20 protein-coding genes and 1 pseudogene are annotated in these 21,886 nt (G+C 61.6%); 8 read left to right on the top strand and 13 right to left on the bottom strand.

What is annotated here, in order from left to right:
* Positions 1 to 215: 215 nt before the first annotated feature.
* Positions 216 to 524, bottom strand: coding sequence for a hypothetical protein (locus GUV69_RS22030; protein WP_164206972.1), 309 nt, complete (start codon positions 522 to 524; stop codon positions 216 to 218).
* Positions 525 to 1,022: 498 nt separating this feature from the next.
* On the opposite strand from GUV69_RS22030, the gene GUV69_RS22025 reads away from it, so the two are divergent.
* A complete protein-coding gene (locus GUV69_RS22025) occupies positions 1,023 to 1,250 on the top strand; it encodes a DUF2188 domain-containing protein (RefSeq protein WP_164206970.1) in 228 nt (75 codons plus the stop codon).
* Between the two features lie 348 nt (positions 1,251 to 1,598).
* Here the strand turns inward: GUV69_RS22025 and GUV69_RS22020 are convergent, their stop codons facing one another.
* A complete protein-coding gene (locus GUV69_RS22020) occupies positions 1,599 to 2,954 on the bottom strand; it encodes a ParB/RepB/Spo0J family partition protein (RefSeq protein ID WP_164206968.1) in 1,356 nt (451 codons plus the stop codon).
* A 440-nt stretch (positions 2,955 to 3,394) separates the two neighbouring features.
* Between GUV69_RS22020 and GUV69_RS22015 the strand changes: the two genes are divergently transcribed.
* The gene (locus GUV69_RS22015) at positions 3,395 to 3,640 is read left to right on the top strand and encodes a hypothetical protein (protein WP_164206965.1); all 246 of its coding nucleotides are present in this window, start codon (positions 3,395 to 3,397) and stop codon (positions 3,638 to 3,640) included.
* An 86-nt stretch (positions 3,641 to 3,726) separates the two neighbouring features.
* Here the strand turns inward: GUV69_RS22015 and GUV69_RS22890 are convergent, their stop codons facing one another.
* The 4 genes from GUV69_RS22890 to GUV69_RS22000 form a co-directional block, all read right to left on the bottom strand.
* Positions 3,727 to 3,879, bottom strand: a complete 153-nt coding sequence (locus GUV69_RS22890) for a hypothetical protein (RefSeq protein ID WP_012623487.1) — start codon at positions 3,877 to 3,879, stop codon at positions 3,727 to 3,729.
* A gap of 194 nt (positions 3,880 to 4,073) precedes the next feature.
* Positions 4,074 to 5,087, bottom strand: a complete 1,014-nt coding sequence (locus GUV69_RS22010; protein WP_164206963.1) for a DUF4192 domain-containing protein — start codon at positions 5,085 to 5,087, stop codon at positions 4,074 to 4,076.
* A 651-nt stretch (positions 5,088 to 5,738) separates the two neighbouring features.
* Positions 5,739 to 6,014, bottom strand: coding sequence for a hypothetical protein (locus tag GUV69_RS22005; RefSeq protein WP_164206961.1), 276 nt, complete (start codon positions 6,012 to 6,014; stop codon positions 5,739 to 5,741).
* Positions 6,015 to 6,081: 67 nt separating this feature from the next.
* Complete coding sequence (locus GUV69_RS22000) at positions 6,082 to 6,510, bottom strand: hypothetical protein (RefSeq protein WP_164206959.1); 429 nt, start codon at positions 6,508 to 6,510, stop codon at positions 6,082 to 6,084.
* A 720-nt stretch (positions 6,511 to 7,230) separates the two neighbouring features.
* On the opposite strand from GUV69_RS22000, the gene GUV69_RS21995 reads away from it, so the two are divergent.
* From GUV69_RS21995 to GUV69_RS21980, 4 genes are read left to right on the top strand one after another with little or no spacing between them, the layout of a single operon-like run.
* Positions 7,231 to 7,662, top strand: a complete 432-nt coding sequence (locus tag GUV69_RS21995) for a LexA family protein (RefSeq protein ID WP_164206957.1) — start codon at positions 7,231 to 7,233, stop codon at positions 7,660 to 7,662.
* Between the two features lie 10 nt (positions 7,663 to 7,672).
* Complete coding sequence (locus GUV69_RS21990; RefSeq protein WP_244292985.1) at positions 7,673 to 8,953, top strand: Y-family DNA polymerase; 1,281 nt, start codon at positions 7,673 to 7,675, stop codon at positions 8,951 to 8,953.
* A 36-nt stretch (positions 8,954 to 8,989) separates the two neighbouring features.
* The gene (locus tag GUV69_RS21985) at positions 8,990 to 9,304 is read left to right on the top strand and encodes a hypothetical protein (protein ID WP_164206953.1); all 315 of its coding nucleotides are present in this window, start codon (positions 8,990 to 8,992) and stop codon (positions 9,302 to 9,304) included.
* A 25-nt stretch (positions 9,305 to 9,329) separates the two neighbouring features.
* Entirely contained in the window at positions 9,330 to 10,352 is a 1,023-nt protein-coding gene (locus GUV69_RS21980) for an ATP-dependent DNA ligase (RefSeq protein ID WP_164206951.1), read from the top strand.
* Here the strand turns inward: GUV69_RS21980 and GUV69_RS21975 are convergent.
* From GUV69_RS21975 to GUV69_RS21950, 6 genes are all read right to left on the bottom strand, one after another.
* Complete coding sequence (locus tag GUV69_RS21975; RefSeq protein WP_156400164.1) at positions 10,349 to 10,495, bottom strand: hypothetical protein; 147 nt, start codon at positions 10,493 to 10,495, stop codon at positions 10,349 to 10,351. The genes GUV69_RS21980 and GUV69_RS21975 overlap by 4 nt on opposite strands.
* 9 nt (positions 10,496 to 10,504) lie before the next feature.
* A complete protein-coding gene (locus tag GUV69_RS21970; protein WP_164206949.1) occupies positions 10,505 to 11,221 on the bottom strand; it encodes an SOS response-associated peptidase in 717 nt (238 codons plus the stop codon).
* Between the two features lie 122 nt (positions 11,222 to 11,343).
* Complete coding sequence (locus tag GUV69_RS21965; protein WP_167525127.1) at positions 11,344 to 12,378, bottom strand: abortive infection family protein; 1,035 nt, start codon at positions 12,376 to 12,378, stop codon at positions 11,344 to 11,346.
* A gap of 447 nt (positions 12,379 to 12,825) precedes the next feature.
* Positions 12,826 to 15,903, bottom strand: a complete 3,078-nt coding sequence (locus tag GUV69_RS21960) for a type I restriction endonuclease subunit R (protein WP_164206944.1) — start codon at positions 15,901 to 15,903, stop codon at positions 12,826 to 12,828.
* A gap of 108 nt (positions 15,904 to 16,011) precedes the next feature.
* Entirely contained in the window at positions 16,012 to 17,331 is a 1,320-nt protein-coding gene (locus GUV69_RS21955) for a restriction endonuclease subunit S domain-containing protein (protein WP_164206942.1), read from the bottom strand.
* A complete protein-coding gene (locus tag GUV69_RS21950; RefSeq protein ID WP_164206940.1) occupies positions 17,328 to 19,298 on the bottom strand; it encodes a type I restriction-modification system subunit M in 1,971 nt (656 codons plus the stop codon). The genes GUV69_RS21955 and GUV69_RS21950 overlap by 4 nt, the downstream gene beginning before the upstream one ends.
* 440 nt (positions 19,299 to 19,738) lie before the next feature.
* Between GUV69_RS21950 and GUV69_RS23545 the strand changes: the two are divergent.
* Positions 19,739 to 20,260: pseudogene (locus GUV69_RS23545) on the top strand (hypothetical protein); the annotation flags it as partial.
* A gap of 185 nt (positions 20,261 to 20,445) precedes the next feature.
* Here the strand turns inward: GUV69_RS23545 and GUV69_RS21940 are convergent.
* Positions 20,446 to 21,033, bottom strand: coding sequence for a TetR/AcrR family transcriptional regulator (locus GUV69_RS21940; RefSeq protein ID WP_164206938.1), 588 nt, complete (start codon positions 21,031 to 21,033; stop codon positions 20,446 to 20,448).
* Between the two features lie 42 nt (positions 21,034 to 21,075).
* Between GUV69_RS21940 and GUV69_RS21935 the strand changes: the two genes are divergently transcribed.
* Positions 21,076 to 21,879 carry an NADPH-dependent F420 reductase gene (locus tag GUV69_RS21935; protein ID WP_280113780.1) on the top strand — a complete coding sequence of 268 codons (804 nt, stop codon included), beginning with the start codon at positions 21,076 to 21,078 and terminating at the stop codon, positions 21,877 to 21,879.
* Positions 21,880 to 21,886 lie beyond the last annotated feature (7 nt).

Here is a 21,886-nt window from a genome sequence, read left to right as displayed (position 1 = left end):
CTTGGGAACAGGAGTACCGAACAAAAGCACCTTAGTGCAGGGATGTATCGACCGGCCAGAGTTCAGAAGTCATATGCGCAGACCCTGGAACCATGGGGAAGTCTGTGCACTCAGCTTCTGAAAACGACAGTTACTGTCATTGTCGTTCCGGAGTCGTCTGGACGGAATGTCAGAAGTCCTCTGCACAAGGCCCGCCGCGGGCCAGGATGTGTTGATCAGGAGTTGCGCAGGAACCAGGACCGGCCTCGCTGTAGGGCAGCGTGCAGACGGTCAACGGCGTGTCCTGCAGCTGCATAACCCACGTCCCTGAATGAGCCCATGCCGCCGCGATACAGGGTGAGGCCCTGGGCTGAGGCCTCGCGCAGACCGCGCCGATCAAAGACGCCGGCGAACAACCCGTCGAGCCAGTCGGCGGTACGGGCTCGTTGCTCATCCCGGCCCAACAGCGCGGCTGCACGGACCTCGGCAATCGCGGAAAGGATCTCGGTCCGAACGGCTTCGACGGTGCGTGGCTTACTGCTCATAGGGCAATTCTAGAGACGACACTCTATATATCGGGGGCAGCGCCTTCTCGAGCAAAAGATTGCGCTCGACATCGGGAACGGTCGGCGAGTTTCGCCGCCGGCGACTGTGGTCATCCCCGCTGGTTCGCCACGACGGCGGCCCCCATGTGCCTGAAAAGCCAGTCCCGGGACCGCTGGTGAGATGCCCTGGAGAGTCCACTCCCCCAGTGAATTAGTGTCGTCCCTGCTAAAAGAACACCGGCCCCGGAAATAGGTGCGTCGGCGGCGTTGGGGACTAAACCATGGGAAAACCGGCCGTGATTTCGGCAGGCGGTCTTGGGCGCGGCAACTTGAACAGTAAGCATGCTTTCTATTAGGTTGGTGTCAGCTTCTCCGCCTGGCCCCCATCAGGCGGAGTGGTTGCCAGGGAGGCCCCGCCACTTCATCGTGTTGCGGGGCTTTTCGCTACCCGCGCTTTGCAGCGGGTGTCAGTATCCGGAACGGCAGAGGGAGTATGCAATGGCTCAGGGTGACATTGAGACGTACTACGAGGACGGCCAGTGGAAGAACAAGCGCGAGGGTACTGACCGCGCGTTCGGTGCCGGCTACGGCACCAAGGCCGAAGCGGAAGCCGCCGGCCGGGAAGCTGCCCAGGCGGACAAGGTCGAGCACGTGATCAAGAACCAGGACGGCCAGATCGGTTCCAAGAACAGTTACGGTAACGATCCCCGGAATGTTCCGGGCTGATTGATTAGCTACACCCCTGGCACTCAGTTGTCCTGGGGACACAAGAAGGGCCGGCTCAACGAGCCGGCCCTTCTGCGTTCTCCTCGGCAAAGGAAATCTACGGATTCAGCCTAGCTGAATGTTGGCGGTGGTGCCTGCAGCTTGCCTAGGTGCGTCGTTGTCCCCGGGGTAGCGCGGCACCTGGGTGGTGCGTGGGAAAGGGTGCGTTGATCGGCGGTCCGCCGCTAGTGATTGGTTGCTGTGGTTCGCCCTGGGCGGCGGACCGCCCGACTTCTGGAAGGTTCCCGGCCCTTTGGTGGTGAGTGGTCGGGGGTCTTGCCGGGCGGGGTTTCCGCCCGGCAAAGGTATTTATGCGGCGGCGTCGTCCTCGGCTGGCTTCTGGCCGTCGAGGATGATGCTTTCGACTTCGATGGGGGTGTATCCCCACGTGACCAGCTGGTTCAGGTAGTCCCGGTGCGTTTGGCTTGGGGACCGCCACGAGTCCTTGGCGATGGTCTTTTCATACCCTGCGCAGACCAGCGCGATCAGTGAGAACTCGGGCCGTGCCTCGGTTTTGGCGACGTGGTCCCGGAGCGGGTTCCATCCCCACCGGTTGGATTCTTCGACCTTGGCACCGACCATTTCAGCGGCGACCTTCCCGTCGTAGCCGCTGGCGGTTTCGGAGTGGTGGGTGATGGCATGGACGGTGAAGTACTGCCAGCCCTTGGGTGCCTGCTTGCGGGCCAGCAGGGTTTTGACGAACTCGCGGCGGACCTTGGTCGCTGATTCCATGGCCTTGTTGTTGGCGATCAGGGTTTTCCGCTCGGCCTTTTGTTCCTCGGTCATCGGGCCTTTTTGGGCCTGCGTCCCGCCGCCGTTGTAGCGTTCGTACTTTGGGGCGAAGCCCAGTTCCTTCCAGTCGCAGATGACAGGCTCGGCCCGGTGTTCACCCCGGTAGTTGGTGCTGATCACGTAGGCGTTGGCGTCCTCGTCGGTGGCCGGTTCCCCGTCGGCCCGCTTGGCCGCTGAGACATACAGGTTCTCCTCGTCGGCGTAGTGCCCTGCATCTTCAACGATGGCCTTCCCCTGGGCGATAAGTTCCTCGATCAGCGCAGCAAGCTGGGCCTTGGATTCCCGGCCGTCCCGGAGCTTCTGGGCGATGTGGTCAAAGTACTGCGGCTCGTCCCGGATCACGGATTCGAGTTCCTCGATGGCGTCCTGGTCTCCCTCGAACTCGGTCATCACCAAGGCCATGTCCAGGGTGTAGCCGCTCTCGAGGGCCTTGGTCCCGGTGGTGGATGCCTTGGCTTTGAGCGCGTTTTCGACCTTGTCCTTGGTCCGGCCGGTCTTCTTGGCGATCGCGGCCGCCGAGACGCCGATCAGGGACAGCTGGTGGTAGGCATCGGCCTCGTCCGCTTCGGTCAGTTCGGCGCGCTGGATGTTCTCCACGACCTGCGTCACGATGCGCTCGGCTTCCTCGGGCGATTCGATGAGCAGGACCGGAATGAGGGGCCGTTCGGCTTCGACGGCCGCGCGGGTGCGGCGCTGGCCCATCAGGACGTGCACCGTGCCGTCGTCCTTGCGGTGGGCGATCACCGGTTCCATCACGCCGTGTTCCTTGATGCTGGCGACGAAGTCAGCGGTCAGGGCGGCGTCCTTGCGGACGTTGATGTCCACGGTCAGGGTGGCCGGGTCGAGCATTTCAAGCGTGGGTGTTGCGTTCATGTGGTGTTGCTCCTTCTTGCCGAGAAGTTGGGTGGGTGGGGCGACCAAAGGTGACCGGCCAGCCCCCCCTCTCCCCCCGTTGTTTTTTGGCTGCTGGCGAAGCTTGCGGAGCTGTGCCCGTGGAGTCCCGTCTACCCGCAGGGCAAGGCACGGAAAATCTTCGGAGGAAATCAGCGAGGAACGAGCGCCGGAGAAGAATTTCCGGGCCGCAGGCCCCGACGAAGGAGGGGCTAGAGGGGCCGGAGCGGGCACGTACAATCCGAAGGACAGCAGCCAAAAAACGTCGTAGACACACCAGGTTCAGGGGGTCCGGAGCTCTGCGACGGCACGCCCTGGACCCAACAGCCGGCCGCGCCAGCGGACGCCCATCATCTGGTTGAAGCACAGCGGAAACCAGTGCGAGCCCCGCGAGCATGCACTTCCCTGAGTAGGGTGGGGGCATGAGCGATCCAGCTCCATATTCGGGCCGCGGCAGTGAGGCTGGGCGCGGCAGCGCAATGAAGTCACCGCGGGCACTCCGGGTCCTCGCTTTGGTGTTCACCGCGGCCGCCTTCGGATCGGTGGTGCTGGTGGCTGTGGATGTTGTTGTTGGCCGGCCTGCTGCCGGCGACCTCTTTATCGCCTTCCTGAACAGTCTCGCGGCCGTGGCGCTGTGGCGCCTTCATTCTGCAGGGCGGCGGGCATGATGAAGGGCCGGCACGTTGAGTGCCGGCCCTTCATGGTTTTCCTCGGCAAAAGGAAATCTGGGGTGCAGCGTCAGCGCTGCATTCGGTTACGGCTCGTCGAGCCGGTGGTCTTCCAGGGGAAAGTCTACGGGGCCGGTTGGTGGGCCGGCGGTGAGCAGGCGCAGCTCCAGGAAGTCTTCGATGGGGCTCGCGTCGGGGGCGACGGCGTCGTCCTCGGTCATGCGTATCTCGTCGGCCACGCCTGTTTCCTTGCCTGCTGTGGGACTGCTTGTGTCCTTTCACAGTAGTGGCAGTTTCTGCGGGTTGGCTGGAAGTGGCTGCGCCCGCGGCAGCGTTATCGCGGCCGGCGGAGCGCTAGCGGGGGAGGCCGCCGCGCACCTGGGAAAGCTTCGAGGGGGAAGGCCGGACCCCTGGGTGGGGCCCGGCCTGTCCGTTAGCGGCTCAGCTGGCGGTTGTAGGCCTTTTTCGGGTCTCGTGTGCAGTCTGCCAGCAGGCCACGGTTGACCAGTTCAGCCAGTAGTTCGGCCAGCCGGTATTCGGCGACGTCGTCCAGTGCGAGTTTGAAGTACCGGGCGGCGAAGCTGGACTTTCCTTTGAGCCATTCCAGCCAGCCGATCAGGCACAGCATCGGGGCGCGCTGCCCTTCGGGCGTTGCCTTCATCAGCTCGAAGGCGACTTCCTGGGCGGTGTCCACCCGGGCCCAGTCCGGGCGGGTGAGGAAGACGCCCAGCATGACGGAAGTGAACTGATCGGGGGCGTGGGTGATGATGTCCCCCATCATGTAGTCCCGGATGGTCGGGTGCTGCAAAGCTCCTGCCAGCTCGTGCGCGGTCTGGGTGGTCAAGCTCTTGGGATCGTCGAGCACCTTGGCCCATGCGGCGCGGCAGGCTTCCAAGTCCTCGGGCCACCCGTCAGGCTTGTGCGCGGCAATGGCGTCGCGGGCGGTCTCATCCCCGGCGAAGGGTGCCGGTGCAGTGAATCCGTGGACGGCGCTCCCCCGGTAGATCAGGGCGGCGTTGCCGTTGCTGGTGGTGATGGCATCCAGCGTCTGGTTCGGGCAGCAGCTGGTGTCCGTGCAGTGGTAGTTTCGCCACAGCGCGGAGGTCACCAGCCATGCGTCTTGCAGGGGCATCCCCGCGGTTTCCAGTTCGGTGCGCAGCGCTTCTACGTGGTCCGAGTAGGGTTGCGGTTTTCCTGGCGTGTTCTCGTCGGTGTAGATGACCAGCAGGCTGCCGGTGGCCGCTTCGTCGGCGGTCAGGTAGCTGACGGTGGTCTGGGCGAAGTTCGCCGGTTCCAGCCCGAACGGGGCGTCGACGCGAAGCGTGGCGCCGATCTTGTTTCCCTGCATGGTGATCGCGACGAAGGATTCCTGCGGGGCAAAGCCGAGCGTGTGCGGGATGAAGGCCAGGACGTCGGCCGGGCCGGTGAATTTGATGAAGTCGTTCATGGTGTTGCTCCTTCTTGCCGAGAAGTTGGGTGGGTGGGGCGACCAATGGTGACCGGCCAGCTCCCCTCTCCCCCCGTTGTTTTTTGGCTGCTGGCGAAGCTTGCGGAGCTGTGCCCGTGGAGTCCCGTCTACCCGCAGGGCAAGGCACGGAAAATCTTCGGAGGAAATCAGCGACGAAGGAGCGCCGGAGAAGAATTTCCGGGCCGCAGGCCCCGACGAAGGAGGGGCTAGAGGGGCCGGAGCGGGCACGTACAATCCGAAGGACAGCAGCCAAAAAACGTCGTAGACAGACCAGGTTCAGGGGGTCCGGAGCTCTGCGACGGCACGCCCTGGACCCAACAGCCGGCCGCGCCAGCGGACGCCCATCATCTGGTTGAAGCGCAGCGGAAACCAGTGCGAGCCCCGCGAGCATGCACTTCCCTCCAGCTCCCCGGATGCGTCCATGTCGGCCTTCTGAAAGGCTTGCCGCCCGGCATCAGGTGCTCTTTGCGGGTCTTGGGCGGGAACGGCGGTCCGCCGCCGGCGACCACACTCCCAGGCCGGCCACCTGCGGCGGACCGCCAGCACTTCGGCAAGGTCCCTGGGGGCACAAAGAAGAGCACCCACCTACTCGCCTGAGTAAGTGGGTGCTCTTGGGTTGCCGGGGTGGGGCTAGTGCATTTTTGGCCTGTGCTGTGGCGCGAAGAGGACGGCTACTAGCTCGTTGTGCCAGTCCAGCGCAGCGTACTGGCGGGTGGTGTCCAGAAGTGCGGGGTCAACGCGACCGTCCGTGGTGACGGCTTCTGCCATGCCGCGGATGTGCGCGGCGAGGTCTTTGGAGGCGTCCGCGCTGTAGGACTCGGGGGACTTTTCCACGAGGGCGGCAAGGGTTTCGAGGAAAACAACGGTCTGCGCCGTGTTTTCCGTGGTGCGGTTTGGCTCGTTCATGGCTGTTCCTTTGTGTGGGACCGGGGCCTTGCCGGGCGGATTTCCGCCCGGCAAGGGATTTGGGTGGTTAGGCGGCGTGGACCGCGTAGGGCATCCGATACCGGCTTGGAAGTTCCGCGGCGGCTTCGGGCAGGTCGTCCGGGCCGTGTGCCTGCCCGTTCTTCCAGTAGGTGAAGGCGTGCTCGCTGATCGCGTCCCACTGCCGGGCCTTGGTCCGGTAGAAGGTGCAGGTCACGTCACCCTCGCAATAGGTGGCGACACCGAACAGGTTGCCGATGCTGTCAGCGGTCCGCGTGGCGGCGACCATGACGTAGGGCCATTGGCCCAGGTCCCAGCCGTCGTGGCCCCAGCTGGAGAGCACGGCCCAGCCGTGTTCTTCGATGAGTTCCATCCATTCGTGGCCGCCGTTCAGGTGGTAATCGCCCAGTACGGTCACGCCCTCGATGATCTCCCCGGTGTCCTCCAAGGTCACCGTCTTCTTCGATACTGCGTTCATAGTGTTGCTCCTTCTTGCCGAGAAGTTGGGTGGGTGGGGCGACCAAAGGTGACCGGCCAGCTCCCCTCTCCCCCCCGTTGTTTTTTGGCTGCTGGCGAAGCTTGCGGAGCTGTGCCCGTGGAGTCCCGTCTACCCGCAGGGCAAGGCACGGAAAATCTTCGGAGGAAATCAGCGAGGAACGAGCGCCGGAGAAGAATTTCCGGGCCGCAGGCCCCGACGAAGGAGGGGCTAGAGGGGCCGGAGCGGGCACGTACAATCCGAAGGACAGCAGCCAAAAAACGTCGTAGACACACCAGGTTCAGGGGGTCCGGAGCTCTGCGACGGCACACCCTGGACCCAACAGCCGGCCGCGCCAGCGGACGCCCATCATCTGGTTGAAGCGCAGCGGAAACCAGTGCGAGCCCGCCGCCCAGCCGCGGAGTGCCCGCCGTCTGTCCGACTTTGGTGAACGGCACTCGGCGCCGGTCCTGTCCACGGTTGGGGGCAATTCGGGTTATCCACGGCTGGATTTTCGGGAGCCATGGGGAAGCTCCCTTCGGCAGTCGTAGCGGTGGATAACCCGGACGGAATTGTCCCCCGGCTGTGGGCAGCGGCCCCCACCCACCCAGGCAACGACGGGCTGCATCCTGCATCGGATGCAATTGGGTGGTCTTTCTTGCTCTGTCGTAGCCACGGTCTACACTGAAAGCTATCGAACAAATATTCGAATAAAGGCGAGTCGTGAGCGTGATTGTCGGTCCCCGTGTGATAGATGCGGGCGTTTCGTTCTTGTCGGTGCTGGTTTCTCCGGTGCCGGTCGCTGCGGGGTTTCCGTCGCCGGCACAGGACTACTTCGATGGCCGGATCGACCTGAACGCGCACCTGATCAAGGACGTCACCAGCACCTACGTGGTGCGGGTGTCCGGGGAGTCGATGGAAGGGGCCGGGATCAGCGACGGCGACGAGCTGATCGTGGACCGGGCCCTGGAGCCGCGCGACGGCTCCGTGGTCGTCGCGGTCCTGGACGGTGAGCTAACGATCAAGCGGCTGCGGATCACCCCGACAGGGGTGATCCTCCAGGCAGAGAACCCGGCCTACCCCGATATCGAAGTCCCGGCGCTGGCCGATCTCAGCATTTGGGGGACGGCCGTCCGGTGCTTGCATTATGTCTAAGCCAGCATTGATGCGGCATATGCCGCAGATCGCTCACGTAGATGTGAACTGCTTCTACGCCTCCGCCGAACGGGCGTTCAACCCTTCGCTGGAAGGAAAACCCGTCATCGTGCTGTCCAACAACGACGGCTGCGCTGTCACCCGCTCCCCCGAGGCCAAGGCCTTGGGCATCGGCATGGGAGATCCCTGGTTCAAGCTCGCCCCGCGGGCGAAGGAATGGGGCCTGATCGCACTTTCCAGCAACTACGAATTGTATGGCGATATCAGCTCCCGCGTGATGGAGCTGCTGGGCCGGTACTCGGCCTGGCTGGAGGTCTACAGCATCGACGAGGCCTTCCTCGGCGTCAAAGGCTCCCCTGCAGAGCTTTTAGCAATGGGCCGGGCGATGAAAGCGGCCGTCCGGCGGAACGTCGGCGTGCCGGTCTGCGTCGGGATCGCACCGACGAAGACCCTGGCAAAGCTGGCCAATAAGTGGGCGAAGAACAACAAGGCCTTTGCGGGGGTGTGCCACTGGGACTCCGTCCCCGCATCGGAGCGGGAGGCACTGCTGGACCGGCTGTCGGTAGACGAGGTGTGGGGCATCGCCGGTCGGCTGACCAGGCGGTTGAACGTGATGGGCATCTTCACCATCGCTGACTTGGTCCGGGCCGATCCGGTCGCGATTCGGGACAAGTTCAACGTCGTGATGATGCGTACCGTCCTGGAACTGCAGGGAACCCCCTGTATCCCCATGGAAGAGGAACGGATCGGGCGGGACCAGTTGATCTTCTCCCGCTCGTTCGCCAAACCCATCACTACCGCCGCTGGGATTCGGCAGGTGATGAGTGTGTATGGGCAGCAGGCCTCGGCGCGGCTGGCTAAACACGCGCTGCAGGCCAAGGTCCTGACCGCGTTCGCCGGAACCTCGCATTTCAACCCCAAAGACACCTCGTACCCGTCGGTGTGCGTGCCGTTGCCGATGCCCACCGCTGATCCGGTGATCCTGACCAAAGCCGGCCACGCCCTGCTGCCCCGGGTTGTCGAAGGCGTCCGGTACGCCAGGGCGGGAATCATGGTCACCGACCTGCGCCCCAGCGGCAACCAGGCCCCGCTGTCACTGTTCGAGAACCCCCACGAGGAGCGGCACATCGGAACCCTGCTGGAGGACGTCACCCGCCGGTACGGCCGCGGGTCCATCGGCCTGGGCCACGGCGGGATCCGCGGCGGACCGGACTGGACCATGAAACGGGACATGCTCTCCCCCCGATACACCACCCACTGGGACGAACTCCCCCTCGTCAAAGCCTCCTAGCCAAACCTCTGCACCACCCAGGAAGACACCAAGCACATGACCATCACCCCGGAAGCCCCCACCCTCAACGCCCCGGTGGACGTCCGCTTCACTAAGGCCGGCACTCCCCTGGCCGTCCGCTACGACGGACGCATCTGGGCCGTCACCGAAGAACCTGTCCACTGGTTCACCAGGGACTCCTGGTGGGAGACCCGCCGCAGCGTCCCCGTAGGCGTCGGGAACGTCGTCGATATTGAACACTGGCGTGTTCAGGTTCGTCTCGGCGGCTCGGACTCGCAGCTGCGGACCTTTGAACTGCGCCGCGAACCCCTCGCTGAACAGTGGGTGCTGGAGGCCATCACTGACAGCTAAGCAAGGTCCTGCGTAGCGTAGGGCCATGGACCACATAGCCGGGCTGCCGGCTGGGCTCGCCCCGCCGGTGAAAGTCGCGCTGGCCCGCTCTATCGCCAAGATGCCACCCGGTGACGCATCACACGGAATTCTGCTGTTTGAGCCCAAGTGGGATGGGTATAGATGTGTTGCAGTCAGGGATGACCACGGCGCCACACTGTGGTCCCGGCAAGGGAAGGAACTTTCGGGGTACTTCCCTGAACTCTGCTCAGCGGTCGCTGCGGCCGTCCCACCGGGATGCGTGATCGACGGCGAAGCCGTGATCTGGAGCCAGGGCCGGCTGAACTTCGACGCCCTGCAGCAGCGCCTGGGGGCAGGACCAAAAACCGTGCCAGGGCTGGTCACGGCAGCGCCTGCCAACTACGTTGCCTTTGATGTCCTGGCCGTGGCCGGGCACGACGCAAGGGACCTGCCTCTGAGCGGCCGGCGGGCGCTCCTGGAAGAACTCGCCACGGGCTGGGAACCGCCGTTGTCCCTCTCCCCCACCACCACCGACCGCGAGGTAGCGGAGCAGTGGCTCGAAGAGCTGCCGCATACCGGGATCGAGGGGCTGGTCATTAAAAGCCTCAACCAGCCATACACGCCCGGCGTCCGTTCCTGGTTGAAGCTCAAGCACAGAGAAACATTGGACATCATCTGCGGTGCTGTGATCGGGCCGATCACCCAACCTTCAGAAGTCGTCGCCGGCCTGATCCTGGACGGCGAGCTGCGAATCGTCGGGCGGTCCACACCACTAAAGACGAGGGAAAGCCGGGAACTGGCGCGATGGCTGCAGCCACCGAAGGATCAGCATCCTTGGCCGGCCATCGTGAAAGGTACGGCCCTGGACAGGTTCAACCGGGACAAGGAACCCGTGGCCCTGACACTCGTGGAACCCATGGTGGTTGAGGTCTCCGCCGACACCGCATGGTCCGGGAGGTCCTTCCGCCACACCTTGCGCATACTCAGGGCTCGGCCGGAGCTATCCCCAGCCGACGTCGTCCTGCCGGACCGGCTTGACGCGGGTTAGCGGTCCGTGCGGATCACTATGAGGTTTTGCCCCTCCTCCAGAAGCGCGTAGAGGTTTTCCCGCGCTTCTTCGTAGGTGTCGCCTTCGGCCTCGATGTGGTTGTAGCTGCCATCCGGGTTGGTAATAGTGCCGGTGAGTATCACCGCATGAGTCTATTTGGCCGCAGGCTCGGCCGGCTCGATGAGCTCCGGGCCATTGTTGCGCACGCTGTTGACCCGAGGGCTGACAATCCGAGGTGTCAGGGTCGTTTCCGGCAAAGAGTCCAGCAAGTGCTGGATGTCGTCCTTGTCAGTAAGATCCGGGTCCAACCATTCCGCGAACCGGTCCCTCGGGATGATGACCGGGGAACGGTCATGGACATGACCCAGCGCGTCCTGCGTCGTCGTAGTAAGCAGGGTGCAGCTCAGCAGCCATCTTTCCGGGTCATCCTCCGGCAAGGACGGGTCAGCCCACCACTCGTACAGGCCGGCGAAGCCCAACAAGGGCTCCTTCTCCGAGTACAGGTAGTTTGGGATCTTCTTCCCATCCTCGGTCTTCTGCCACTCGTAGTAGCCCTCGGCCGGCACGATTGCCCGGCGCTTCACGGCAGCCTTCCGGAAGGATGGCTTCTCCAGGATTGACTCGCTGCGGGCGTTGATCAGCTTGGAGCCGATCTTGACGTCCTTTGCCCAGGACGGGACCAGACCCCAACGGGCAATGAGGAGATGCCGGTCAATTGTGCCCTCATTCAAACGCTCAGCAACAATGGGCACACTCTGGGTCGGCGCCACATTCCAGCTCGGCGGCGGCAAGCTCCCCTCCACCTCCTTCGCCTCAAAGTGGCTCAGAAGGTCCCCCGTGGCCTTGGACATCACGTATCTGCCGCACATGCAGCCCATTCTGCCGGAGAAGGGCCGATGAAGATGTCAACCCTATTTGGCCCCGGGGAGAAGGTTGTCGCTGGTCCCACTCATCCTCGCCGGTGCGCCCGCCCTTAAACGATTCATCACTTTCAATGGATCAGGACGCGGCGTTTTCCAATCCTTGGACCGAAGTCGACGCTTACGACTGTTCCATGGCGGGTGGCTTCGGAATTCAGGACTTGTCCCTCTCCATATGTTTCGTGTCGGATCGTCCCGCCGACTCTTGTGGCAATCACGGGTCCGCTGTCGGCCAGGGGCGGCTCGGACGGCATCGCCGCAAGAGCTTCCCAACTCTCAATGAGAAAGATCACCGCTGGCAGCACGACGCCGACAGCCATCCGAGCGACAGATGCATTAACGAGATCGGCCCCGCTGCGGCCGTGACCGGTTCCGCGTGCGTTTCGCAGCTCGGCAGCGCCGGTCAGGATGCTTGCAACCCCGCCAAGAAGGCGTTTTGCAGCCCGTTCATCTGGACCTGAGACAACTTGGCTCGGGTCCAGCCCAAGGTGCAGGAGAGTCTGTTTCACCAGGGCGGGGACGTCATGTTTTTCGTCACTGTCACCTGTGATATCGAGAATCGTTTTGCAGGTACTCTCGATCAACTCCTTGGCTTGGCCGATCGCCGCTTCCGGGTCGCTGGCATAGTCGCGTCTAATACGTTCGACTTGCCTTCGCATCTCTGCGACACCTAAACGCACAGCGATCGCTTCGGCCTCGGACAGTACCGTTCCGTCCGGCAGAGTTGCTTCATTGCCATCGTCAGAAAACAACCTCTCGTAGAGGTCGGACTCGTTGAGGGCTAGCCATGCTGGCAGGTCGAGGAAGTCGGTGACCATTGCGAGCCTTGGAAAGCGTGTCTGAACGTCCTGAGACGAATGTGGCTCGCCCCAGGTCACCTCAGCACCAAGGATTATGGGAACCATGTCGTAGACATGTCCGTCGTAGTCATCGTCACCGAAGCGCAGCGCTCGGAGCAGCCGGGGATGCGTGTAAATTTGGTCTTTTGTGCCCGTAAGCTGCGCGAGAGTAGTCCAGCGATCTTGGTCCATCTCCGCAATGAGGCACTTCCCGACAGCGAGTTCTACGAGGTTCGCGGGCGCGTCTGGTCGCCAATAAGATGTCATGCCTTAGCTTTCTGGGTTCGCGGCTTGACGCGTGCCGGCAGTCCGAGACCTAGACCTTTAGGTATCACAAGTCGACTCCTCATATTCTGTCCGCTCGAAGCTACCGCTCCCGATTCTAGGGCCACTGGTACGCCCGTAAGCCGGCGGGTATTCGGTAGAATTATCAATGGAAGGATGCCTCGACCTGTTCAGATCAGGTGCGGGGCATTCTTCTGTTGTCAGTCAACGCGAATCACCCATGGATCAGTGCGTCCGGTTTCCGCGGCCGTGGCCTGCTAGCTGCGGGGCCGGGTAGCCCGGCAGCCTCCGCGGCTGGCAGCGGTCAAAGGTGCAGGGTCGGAGTGACGCTCACGCTCGTGGTGGAAGTCGCGGCCGGGACGGCCTACTCCGGCCGCGACTTCCAGACAGGCACTTAAATTCCGAGGTGTCCGGCCAGTGCCGTCCGTCCTACCCCTGCAACTCCTCGTAAACTAACTCGCTTAGCATTTTGAGCAAGGCCTGCATCTTGGTCTTATCTCCCAGAGCTTGGAGACTCAGGTTGTAGTGGCTGTCCATGGAGTTGGTAACGGCGTCACTGACTGCCTTCTCCAGATGAGGGCTGCTGCCGAAGTGGCTGCGGGAGTTGTTCTGGGCTTGCTTTTGCAACGTCTCGTTCTTCACGAGCTCCCGGCGGACGCCCTCAACGAAGTGGGCTACGGCGTCGAGTTCCTCACCTTCGAAAGGAAGGTTTGCCTGCTGGATAACCTCCTCCCAGGTAACAAGAACGGGATCCTTTGCCTGGCCGGTTCCCGGGTCCGTCAGCGGCTTCAGCAGCTCGCCTTCGCCGGAAAGCTGGAGTTGCGCTTCGCCCTTGTCCTTCAGCGCGTACTTAGCCAGCACAACGCCAGAGAGGTCTAGCGCAACTTTGGCATCGTTTACCCGGAGCACCGGCAAGAGGTGCTTGTAGTAGATCGCGCGCTTTTCCAGATCGCTGTCGGCGTAGTCGTAGATCTGGGAGAGGAAGTCGTAGGCGCGGACGAAGGAGCCGAGATCTTTCCTGAACAGGTCCAGCTCGTCCTGGGCGGCCTTGTCAGCGCCGGCGACGGCTTCGTTGTAACGGGTGTTGAAGCGAGATTTCGCGGGGGCTACCCAGCTGGACAGTGCGTTGTTTCCGGCCTCCAACACGTATGACTTCACGAGCCCGTCCACCTCAGACTCCAAATAGATCTGGGCGGCGTCGAGCTTGGCCTGTAGGTCGTGCACCACATTTGGATTGGAAACATCTTCTAGCGCAGCCTCACGGAAGTACGGCTGGAACGAAGCGAGTATCTCGGCCGGCTCGTTAACGAAGTCCAGCACGAACGTCTGGTCCTTGCCGATGGCCGTCCGGTTCAGCCGGGACAGCGTCTGGACCGCTGAGACGCCCGAGAGTTTCTTGTCCACATACATAGCAACCAGAAGCGGCTGATCAAAGCCAGTCTGGAACTTGTTAGCGACCAGCATGATCTTGTACTCGTCGGTGGAGAACGCCTCAGCGAGTGTCCGGCCTTTCAGGCTCGGATTCATATTCAGTTCAGTGAACTGTTCGGGTCCGGACTCGTCATCGGTTACTTCGCCCGAGAAAGCGACCATCGTTCCCAATCCGGTGTAGCCGGCGTCGCTGATGTACTTGTCGATAGCGATTTTGTACCGCACGGCTTCCTTCCGGGAACCGGTAACAACCATGGCTTTGGCTTTGCCGGCCAGTCGCCAGGAGACGTTCTCGCGGAAGTGCTCCACGATCACCTGGACCTTCTGGCTGATGTTGTACGGGTGTAGTTTCACCCACTTCATCAGAGACTTCAGTGCCTCTGACTTTTCCACCTGGGTATCGTCCGAGTCGTAGTCTCGACCCTCGTGCGTGAGCTGGTAGGCCACCTTGTAGCTGGTGTAGTTCTGCAACACGTCCAGGATGAAACGCTCCTCGATGGCCTGCTGCATGGAATACAAATGGAAGGGCTGTGGCGGCCCGTACGGGCCCTGGCGGCCGAACAGCTCCAGGGTTTTGGCTTTTGGTGTGGCGGTGAAGGCGAAGTAGCTAATGTTTTTGGCGTCCGCACGCTCGGCCATTTCGGCGGCCAGGAAGGCCTCAATGTCGAACTCGCCGCCGTCGTTGACGTCCGCTAGCTCCTCTGCGGAAAGCACCTTCTTGAGTTTGTTGGCGGTGGAGCCGGTCTGCGAGGAGTGTGCTTCGTCCGCGATTATTGCGAAGTTGCGGCCCTTCAACGCTTGGGATTCGGCGATCGCTTTCAATGCAAACGGGAAGGTTTGGATAGTGACGATGATGATTGGTGTCCGTGCGACCAGCGCCGCGGTGAGCTCGGCAGACTTCGAGCCGGCATTGCCACGGATTGGGACAACGACACCGGACTTGTGCTCAATCTGGTAAATCGCGTCCTGCAGCTGGGAGTCCAGGACGGTCCGGTCCGTCACGACGATCACGGAGTCAAAAATCTTCTGATCATGAGCGTTATGCAGGGCGCTGAGCTGGTGCGCGGTCCAGGCAATGGAGTTGGTCTTTCCGGAACCGGCAGAGTGCTGAACGAGGTAGCGGTGCCCGGGCCCCTCAGCTCGTGCGGCCTCGATGAGCTGGTTGACGACGTCCCACTGATGGTAGCGAGGGAAAAGCAGTGACTTGCGGACTTCTCGCTCTCCCGTGACCGGGTTGGTCTTGTCGCTGATCTGAAGGTGCAGGAACTTGCCGATGATGTTCAGCCACGAGTCGCGCTGGAGCACCTGCTCCCAAAGATAGCTGGTTGCCGACCCCGTGGGGTTGACCGGGTTTCCCGCGTGGCCATCGTTACCGAGGTTGAACGGCAAGAAGTAGGTTTCTTTGCCCTTGAGCTCCGTGGTCATCTGGATTTCGTCATTGCTGACAGCAAAGTGCACCAAGGCACGCCGGCCAAAGGACAGCAGCGGCTCGTCCTTGTTCTTACCGTTCCGTGGCAGCCGGTCCCTGCGGTACTGTTCGACGGCGTCGTTGATGTTCTGCGTAAAATCCGTCTTAAGCTCTATCGTCGCGACCGGCAAGCCGTTGACGAACAAGACCAGGTCGATGCTCTTCTTGGTGTCGACCGTGGAGTAGTGCACCTGGCGGAGGACGCGCAGGCGCACTTTGCCGTACCGTTCCAGAGTTTCGGGATTCAGACCCATGGCGGGCTTGAACTGACACATCTCGAACTTTGCCGCAACGTCCTTGAACCCTGCGCGCAGGACGGACAACATGCCCGCTTCCTTGGTCGCAGGCTTGTCTAGAACCTTGCAGAGCCGGTCAAGCAAAAGCCGTTTGGCGGTTTCCTGCTCGCCAGGAGATTCTTTTGATTTCAGTACCTTTGTCAGTTGCTCCGGCTGGGTGTCGGCGAGCCAGGCGAAGACGTCTTCCGGGATGAGCGCGCGAGTGGCGTCGTACAGCTCATTGGATTTACGGTGAGGCTCGTAAATCCAACCCGCGGCTGCCAGGGCCTGACACATCTCTTCCTCAAATATCACTTCTTTGTGCTGCGCCATATGGTTTGCTCTCCCCCAAAAATTGCTTGCGCCGGGCTGCACAAGGATGTGGTGTGTTACCTGCTTCTGGAATCCTATTAGTGCAGGTGGATGGCCTTTCGGTCTCGACTAAAGGCCAACGACTACTTTGCCCGTAACGGCGGCAGAGATGAGGGCCCCGCGTCGTTCATGCAGGAGATTGATTGTCTTTCGTGCCGCACTATCCAGCCGGGCTAGCACATCGGTCTTTAGACGAAGTTCTCGGGCGATTCTAGCTTGTTCAGTTTTCGGTGGACGGGGAAGCTGAATGTTCTTGAGAGCGGTCGTTGAGATGTTATTCGCGAGCCCATCGGCTCCGCTAATGCTGCCTTCAACCTGCTCCCGGTACGGGTGAGAGTTGAGAAACCATTCGAGGAAGTCGTCGTCCATGTCTGGCTCTAACGTAAACCGGAACGTCTTGTCGGAGAGAATCAAATTCGAATCCAAGCTTCTGACTCGTGCGGCGGAACCAACGAGTTTCGGCGATCCGCATGCGCGCGAGACCAGCAGGTCTCCGACTTTAACTACGATGGCCGGGTCGATTACGAAGTCGCCTGGAAGCTGCTTGTTCTCATTCTCCTTGAAGACTCCACCGTTCACGCATCCAGACTTGAGGACGCCCCAGGAGCCGGAGCTGGCCGGGACTCCATCCGCTTGAGGACTAACCCCCTGCTGGATGCGTCTGACGGCAAATTTCAGGCGGCTGGCGGTCCAGTGGGCTGGTATGTCGCCGAACCAAGGGATCCCTGTCGGCTTTGTGGAGACAGCGGGGTCTAAACCTCGGGTTACCGCGTGCGTGATGAGGGCCTGTCGTTCCTCGCTTAGCAGTTCGATGAGCTGCTGCTGTTTGACGATGAGATCATCGATCTGGGCTGTTTCTTGGTCGAGATACTCTGTGATTTTTTCCTGTAATGGCTCCGGAGGAAGAACTACCGGAAGCCACTTCATGTCAGAGAACTTCATGGACTGGCGCAGACCACCGCCCATTGCGTAGAACACCTTTTGCAGGTCGTAAGCTCTCAGGAGATAACTCAAGAAGCCGGGCCTTATATGTGTTGGTGTCACCGCCAAGTAGGCGGATGTGATGATTCCGCGTTCCGGCGAGATGGCGGAACGAAGACTCCGCTTATCGTTCTGAAGATCCGTTAGACGGAGGACGAGGTCGTTACGGTTGATGATCTGGTAGGTATCGAAGGAAGCTGGTAAAAGCCCGTCAGTGCCCCCAATGTCTTTACGTACGATTCGTCCATAACTGAGAGATAACAGGTTGTCTTCAGCACCAGCCCTGTTGGAAGCAACATTTTCACGTACCACGGCGAAGAGCGGACGCGTCTCCCAGTCCGCCGGGATCCGCCCCACCCACTCGATTCCGGACTCCTTATAGTGGGCGTACGTCTTGAGTCTGGTCACTTTTCAACCTCAACGAGAAGTGCACTAATTTCTGCAATGAGCCTGTTGAGGTCGGTATCTATTTCGTCAAGAGAACGCGGTGCGACGTACTTGTAAAAGTGCCGCGTGAAGGGGATTTCGTAGCCGACCTTTGTCTTAGATTCGTCGATCCAGGCATCGGGGACATAGGGGAGGACTTCCTGTGCGAAGTAGTCCTGTATGTCCACACCAAGCGGCACGTTTTCGGTGTCACGAAGGTCTGTGTCAGCCTCGGGCGTTCCCCTCGGTCCTTTGCAAACGTCTGCCGATTCGTCGCGTTCGGAAAGGCCGGCCAGGACAGCCTTCAGGACCGGAGCCCCAAGCTTTAGGTCCGCACTTGCCAGCGCCGACTTGAGGACCTTGAGGAACGCTTCGCGGTTCTTCCAGAGCTTGGAGTCGCCTTCGCCCACTCGCATCAGGGTCTTCTCCAGAAGCTGCCGGGCGTCATCAGACAGCTTTTCCACCGGCTTCTGCGCCATCACGGCGTCGATGCGCTCTGGAGTGCAGGCAAAGTTAAGTTTTAGCGGCCGCTCAACTGCGATGGTGGAGTAGCCGAAATCCTGGTTGTGGAAGATCTTGGATGTCTCGCCGTCGTCCTGGAATGCCCCATAGAGCTTGACGATGCTCGCGATGTCCTTGGCGCCAAGTTCCTTGCGCTTCGAGCCAAGGCTCTTGCGCATCTTTTGGAAGAAGTCGACGCCGTTGATGAGTTGGATTTTGCCGACGCGCTCCGGGTGTTTCTGCTTCTTGCTGTTCGAGAGGATCCAGACATAGGTAGCGATACCGGTGTTGTAGAACATGTCCGTGGGCAGCGCGATGATGGCCTCCACAAAGTCGTTCTCGACCAAGTACTTCCGGATCTCTGACTCGCCCGAGCCCGCGCCTCCCGTAAACAGCGGCGAGCCGTTCAGGACGATGCCGATGCGGGATCCGCCGTCAGGCGCCGGGCGCATCTTTCGGACCAAATGCAGGAGGAACAGCAGCGAGCCGTCGCTGACCCGGGGCAGGCCGGGGCCGAAGCGGCCGTCGAAGCCGTGAAGTTCGTGCTCCTTCTGGATCTGCGGCTGGATCTTCTTCCATTCCACGCCGAACGGTGGATTGGAGAGCATGAAGTCGAACTGCTGGCCGATGTTCTGATCGTTGGCGAGGGTGTCGCCAACGGAGATCTTGGAGATGTCCTGGCCCTTGATGAGAAGGTCCGACTTGCAGATGGCGTAGGACTCGTCGTTGATTTCCTGGCCGTAAGCGACCAGGGAGGCGCTGGGGTTCAGGCCGTGAAGGTGTTCTTGGGCGACAGTGAGCATGCCGCCCGTGCCGGCGGTGGGGTCGTAGATGGACCGGACGATGCCCTCCTTAGTGAGGACGTCGTCGTCGTAGTTCAGCAGGAGCTGGACCATGAGCTGGATGACCTCGCGCGGAGTGAAGTGCTCACCGGCGGTTTCGTTGGAGGCTTCGGCGAAGCGGCGGATGAGCTCCTCGAACATGAGGCCCATCTCGATGTTGCTGATCGTCTCCGGGTGGAGGTCGATCGCCGCGAAGTCCTTGGTGACGTGGTAGAGCAGGTCGGCGCTGTCCAGTTTTTCGAGTGTTTTGTAGAACTCGAAGCGCTCGAAGATGTCGCGGGTGTTCTCAGAGAAGCCCTGGATGTAGTTGAGGACGTTGGCCTTGATGTTGGTGGGGTCATCGAGGAGCTTGGCGAAGTCGAATTTAGAGGTGTTGAAAAAGCTGTGGCCCGATGCTTTCTGCAGGAAGGTGTCCAGCGGGATGTTGAGGTCCTTCTTGGCCTCTGCTTCCTGAAGTACAGCGTCCTTCGTCTTTTCAAGGACACAGTCCAGGCGTCGGAAGATAGTGAAAGGGAGGATCACGGAGCCGTACTGGGCGGGTTTGTAAGTGCCCCGCAGAATGTTCGCGATGCTCCACACCAGATTGGCGTTGTTGTTGGCTGCCATTGTTCCCACTCTCGATCCGCGGGCAGCGGGGCGCTCTTGCGCACGGCTGTTAGAGCCAGGCCTACGGTCCCATTGCCGTGCAGCGTTCATTGTTCTCGCACGTACTCGCCTTGAATTGTATGGGCAGGCCGGACAAATCTTGAGCAGGGCCGGGCGGCCTTGACCAGTAGACAGGGCAGCCGGCGGTTAGGCGAGCCGCCGAATGACAGGTCAGGACAGATCCGAGAGCAGCACCGCAATCAATCCCGGTACAAGGTTCCGGATGTTGCCCTGCTACGGGGTAAGTCCGGCGAGTTCTCGGGCAAGATCTGGATCTGCTGCTGCCAGTTCCTGTTCGAGCTTCTCAAGGTGCTGGGTTCTTAATCCGACAGCGCACGGGAACCTTCGGAAGTACAGCCGGGAAAAGAATCTGGAACAACCCAAACCTGCCCCAAGGGCGAATGCCCCCTGCACCATGTTCAACGGCTACTAACAGGAGCTTCAGGCCGGGCGGCGGGCTGTTTGAGCTGAGGCGCGCGCGGGTCCGCCTGTGGGCTCGGCCCGTCGCCGGCCTATCCCACTTTACGCTTTGGGTCTGGTCGCAGCAGTCTCGCCGACACAAAATGGTCTCATCAACGGATCCTTTGACAGGACTCTGCCCACCCAGTCGCCCGGTCCCGCTGACGCTACGAGAACCCCTTGGTACCCGGGTTTTCGCGCTCCCCCACTGTCCCAGTAATGTGTCTCAACCTACTCTTCCCAGAAACAAGGGAAAATGCCCTTTGATAAGACAATTCGGGAGGGACATCGTACGAGGCGCCTCGGACACGCCCTTTGAGCTCGGCCGAGGAGGACACCGCCCTGCCAATCCGGGACCTGTAGGCCACGGCGTGCGAACGTATCTATCGAGACCATGGAATCCGGGCACGCGAACCAGCCGCCCCGAGCTGGACAAGATGATCGATCGCCTCAGCGGAGGGGACGAGGTCGTCGTGTGGAAGCTGGACAGGCTCGGCCGCAGCACACTTCAAGTCTGCCCGCTAGGCTCACTCCCCCACCAATGGTCCAGACGTCCCTCCGACATTGTGACCGACTTGGATTCCGGCAACGAGCCCCAAACGGTCGTTTGTGATCAAAGGCGGAACCTGAGACATGATTCGCCGCGTGGTCAGGCTGTGCCTTTCGTCGCCCACCCGGCTTGGAGGATGTCGAGCATAGCGGCGGCGGAGGTGCGGTCGGCCACCGCGGCTCCACGCGCCCAACTAACGGCAAGAGCCATGAGGAAGAGGTCTCGGCCGCGGACATCGCGACGTGCATGCCCTTCGTTCTGTGCGCGAGAGAGAAACTCATCGGTGACGATGACGTATCCCTCACAGGTGGAGGTCAGGGGTGAAGTGATCTCTCCCAGCGCGGCGCGGAGAGGTTCAGGGAGGCCGTTGTATGCTCCAGCCCATTCGATTAGTGCGTCGAGCCAGCGCCCGAGTGCGTCACCTGCATCGTCTGCACTGCTGGTGATGGCTTCTCTGCGGACGCCGATCTCTTCGTCTCGAGCACTGAGAAGTGCCGCCAGGAGCGCGTCTCTCGAAGGGAAGTGGCGGTAGAGGGTGCCGGGACCCACTCCTGCCTCCTTGGCAATGGCGTCGAGAGAGCCGGTAACGCCATGCTCGGCGAAGTGCCTGCGCGCGACGTCCAGGATGTGCTGTCGATTACGCCGAGCGTCGGATCGCGGGGCGCGAGTTCGGGGGGTCACAGTCATAGCAGAAAGCTCCTGTCGTGATGTGGAGACAATCTCCGTGTAGTGTTAAGCGGAGAGAGTCTCCTTGCTCTCTCTACTCTCTCACGACGCGAAGGATCGAGTATGAAGATTGGCATTATCGGAGCAGGCAACATCGGACGGATCCTCGCTGAGCGACTCGCCCGGTCAGGACACGACGTGTCGATCGCTAACTCGCGCGCACCGGAGACGGTGGAGGCGTCCGCGCTCAGCACCGGTGCGAAGGCGGTGTGGGCGGCTGATGCCACGAGGAACGCTGATGTGGTGATTGTCTCGGTCAACTTCGGCCAGCTGCCAGATGTGGCCGATCTGGTGGCGACAGCGCCAGCGGATGCGGTCATCATCGACACCTCGAACTACTTCCCGCTCCGTGACGGTCGGATCGAGGCAGTCGAGGACGGGCAGGTGGAAAGCGAGTGGGTTCAGCAGCAGTACGGGCGTCCGATCGTGAAGGCGTGGAACACGATCACCACCGCGTCCTTCCGTGACAAGGCGTACTCGAAGGACCTGGCGACCCGGATCGCACTGCCGATCGCCGCGGATGACGACACTCAGCGCGCCATCGGGATGCGCCTGGTCGAGGAGACCGGGTTTGATGCGTTCGACGCAGGCGTGATCGCGGACTCCTGGCGCCAGCAGCCTGGCAGCCCCGTGTACACGAACGACCTCACTGCGGACGAGCTTCCTGCCGCGCTGGCTCGCGCCCAGCGGGACCGCTCCGCGTTGCGGCGTGATCTGATGATGAAGGTTTACCTGGAGCGCATCGAGGCGGACGGTAAAGAACCCGATCCCGAGCGACAGCTCGCCCTGACGCGCGCCATCTTCTGAGAGAGAT

This window comes from [Micrococcus luteus] ATCC 49442 (assembly GCF_010367585.1).
In the GTDB taxonomy this organism is placed as follows: Bacteria; Actinomycetota; Actinomycetes; order Actinomycetales; family Micrococcaceae; genus Arthrobacter; species Arthrobacter luteus_A.
The sequence above is the reverse complement of the archived record's forward strand: the minus strand, read 5'-3'. Positions and strand labels throughout refer to the sequence as shown.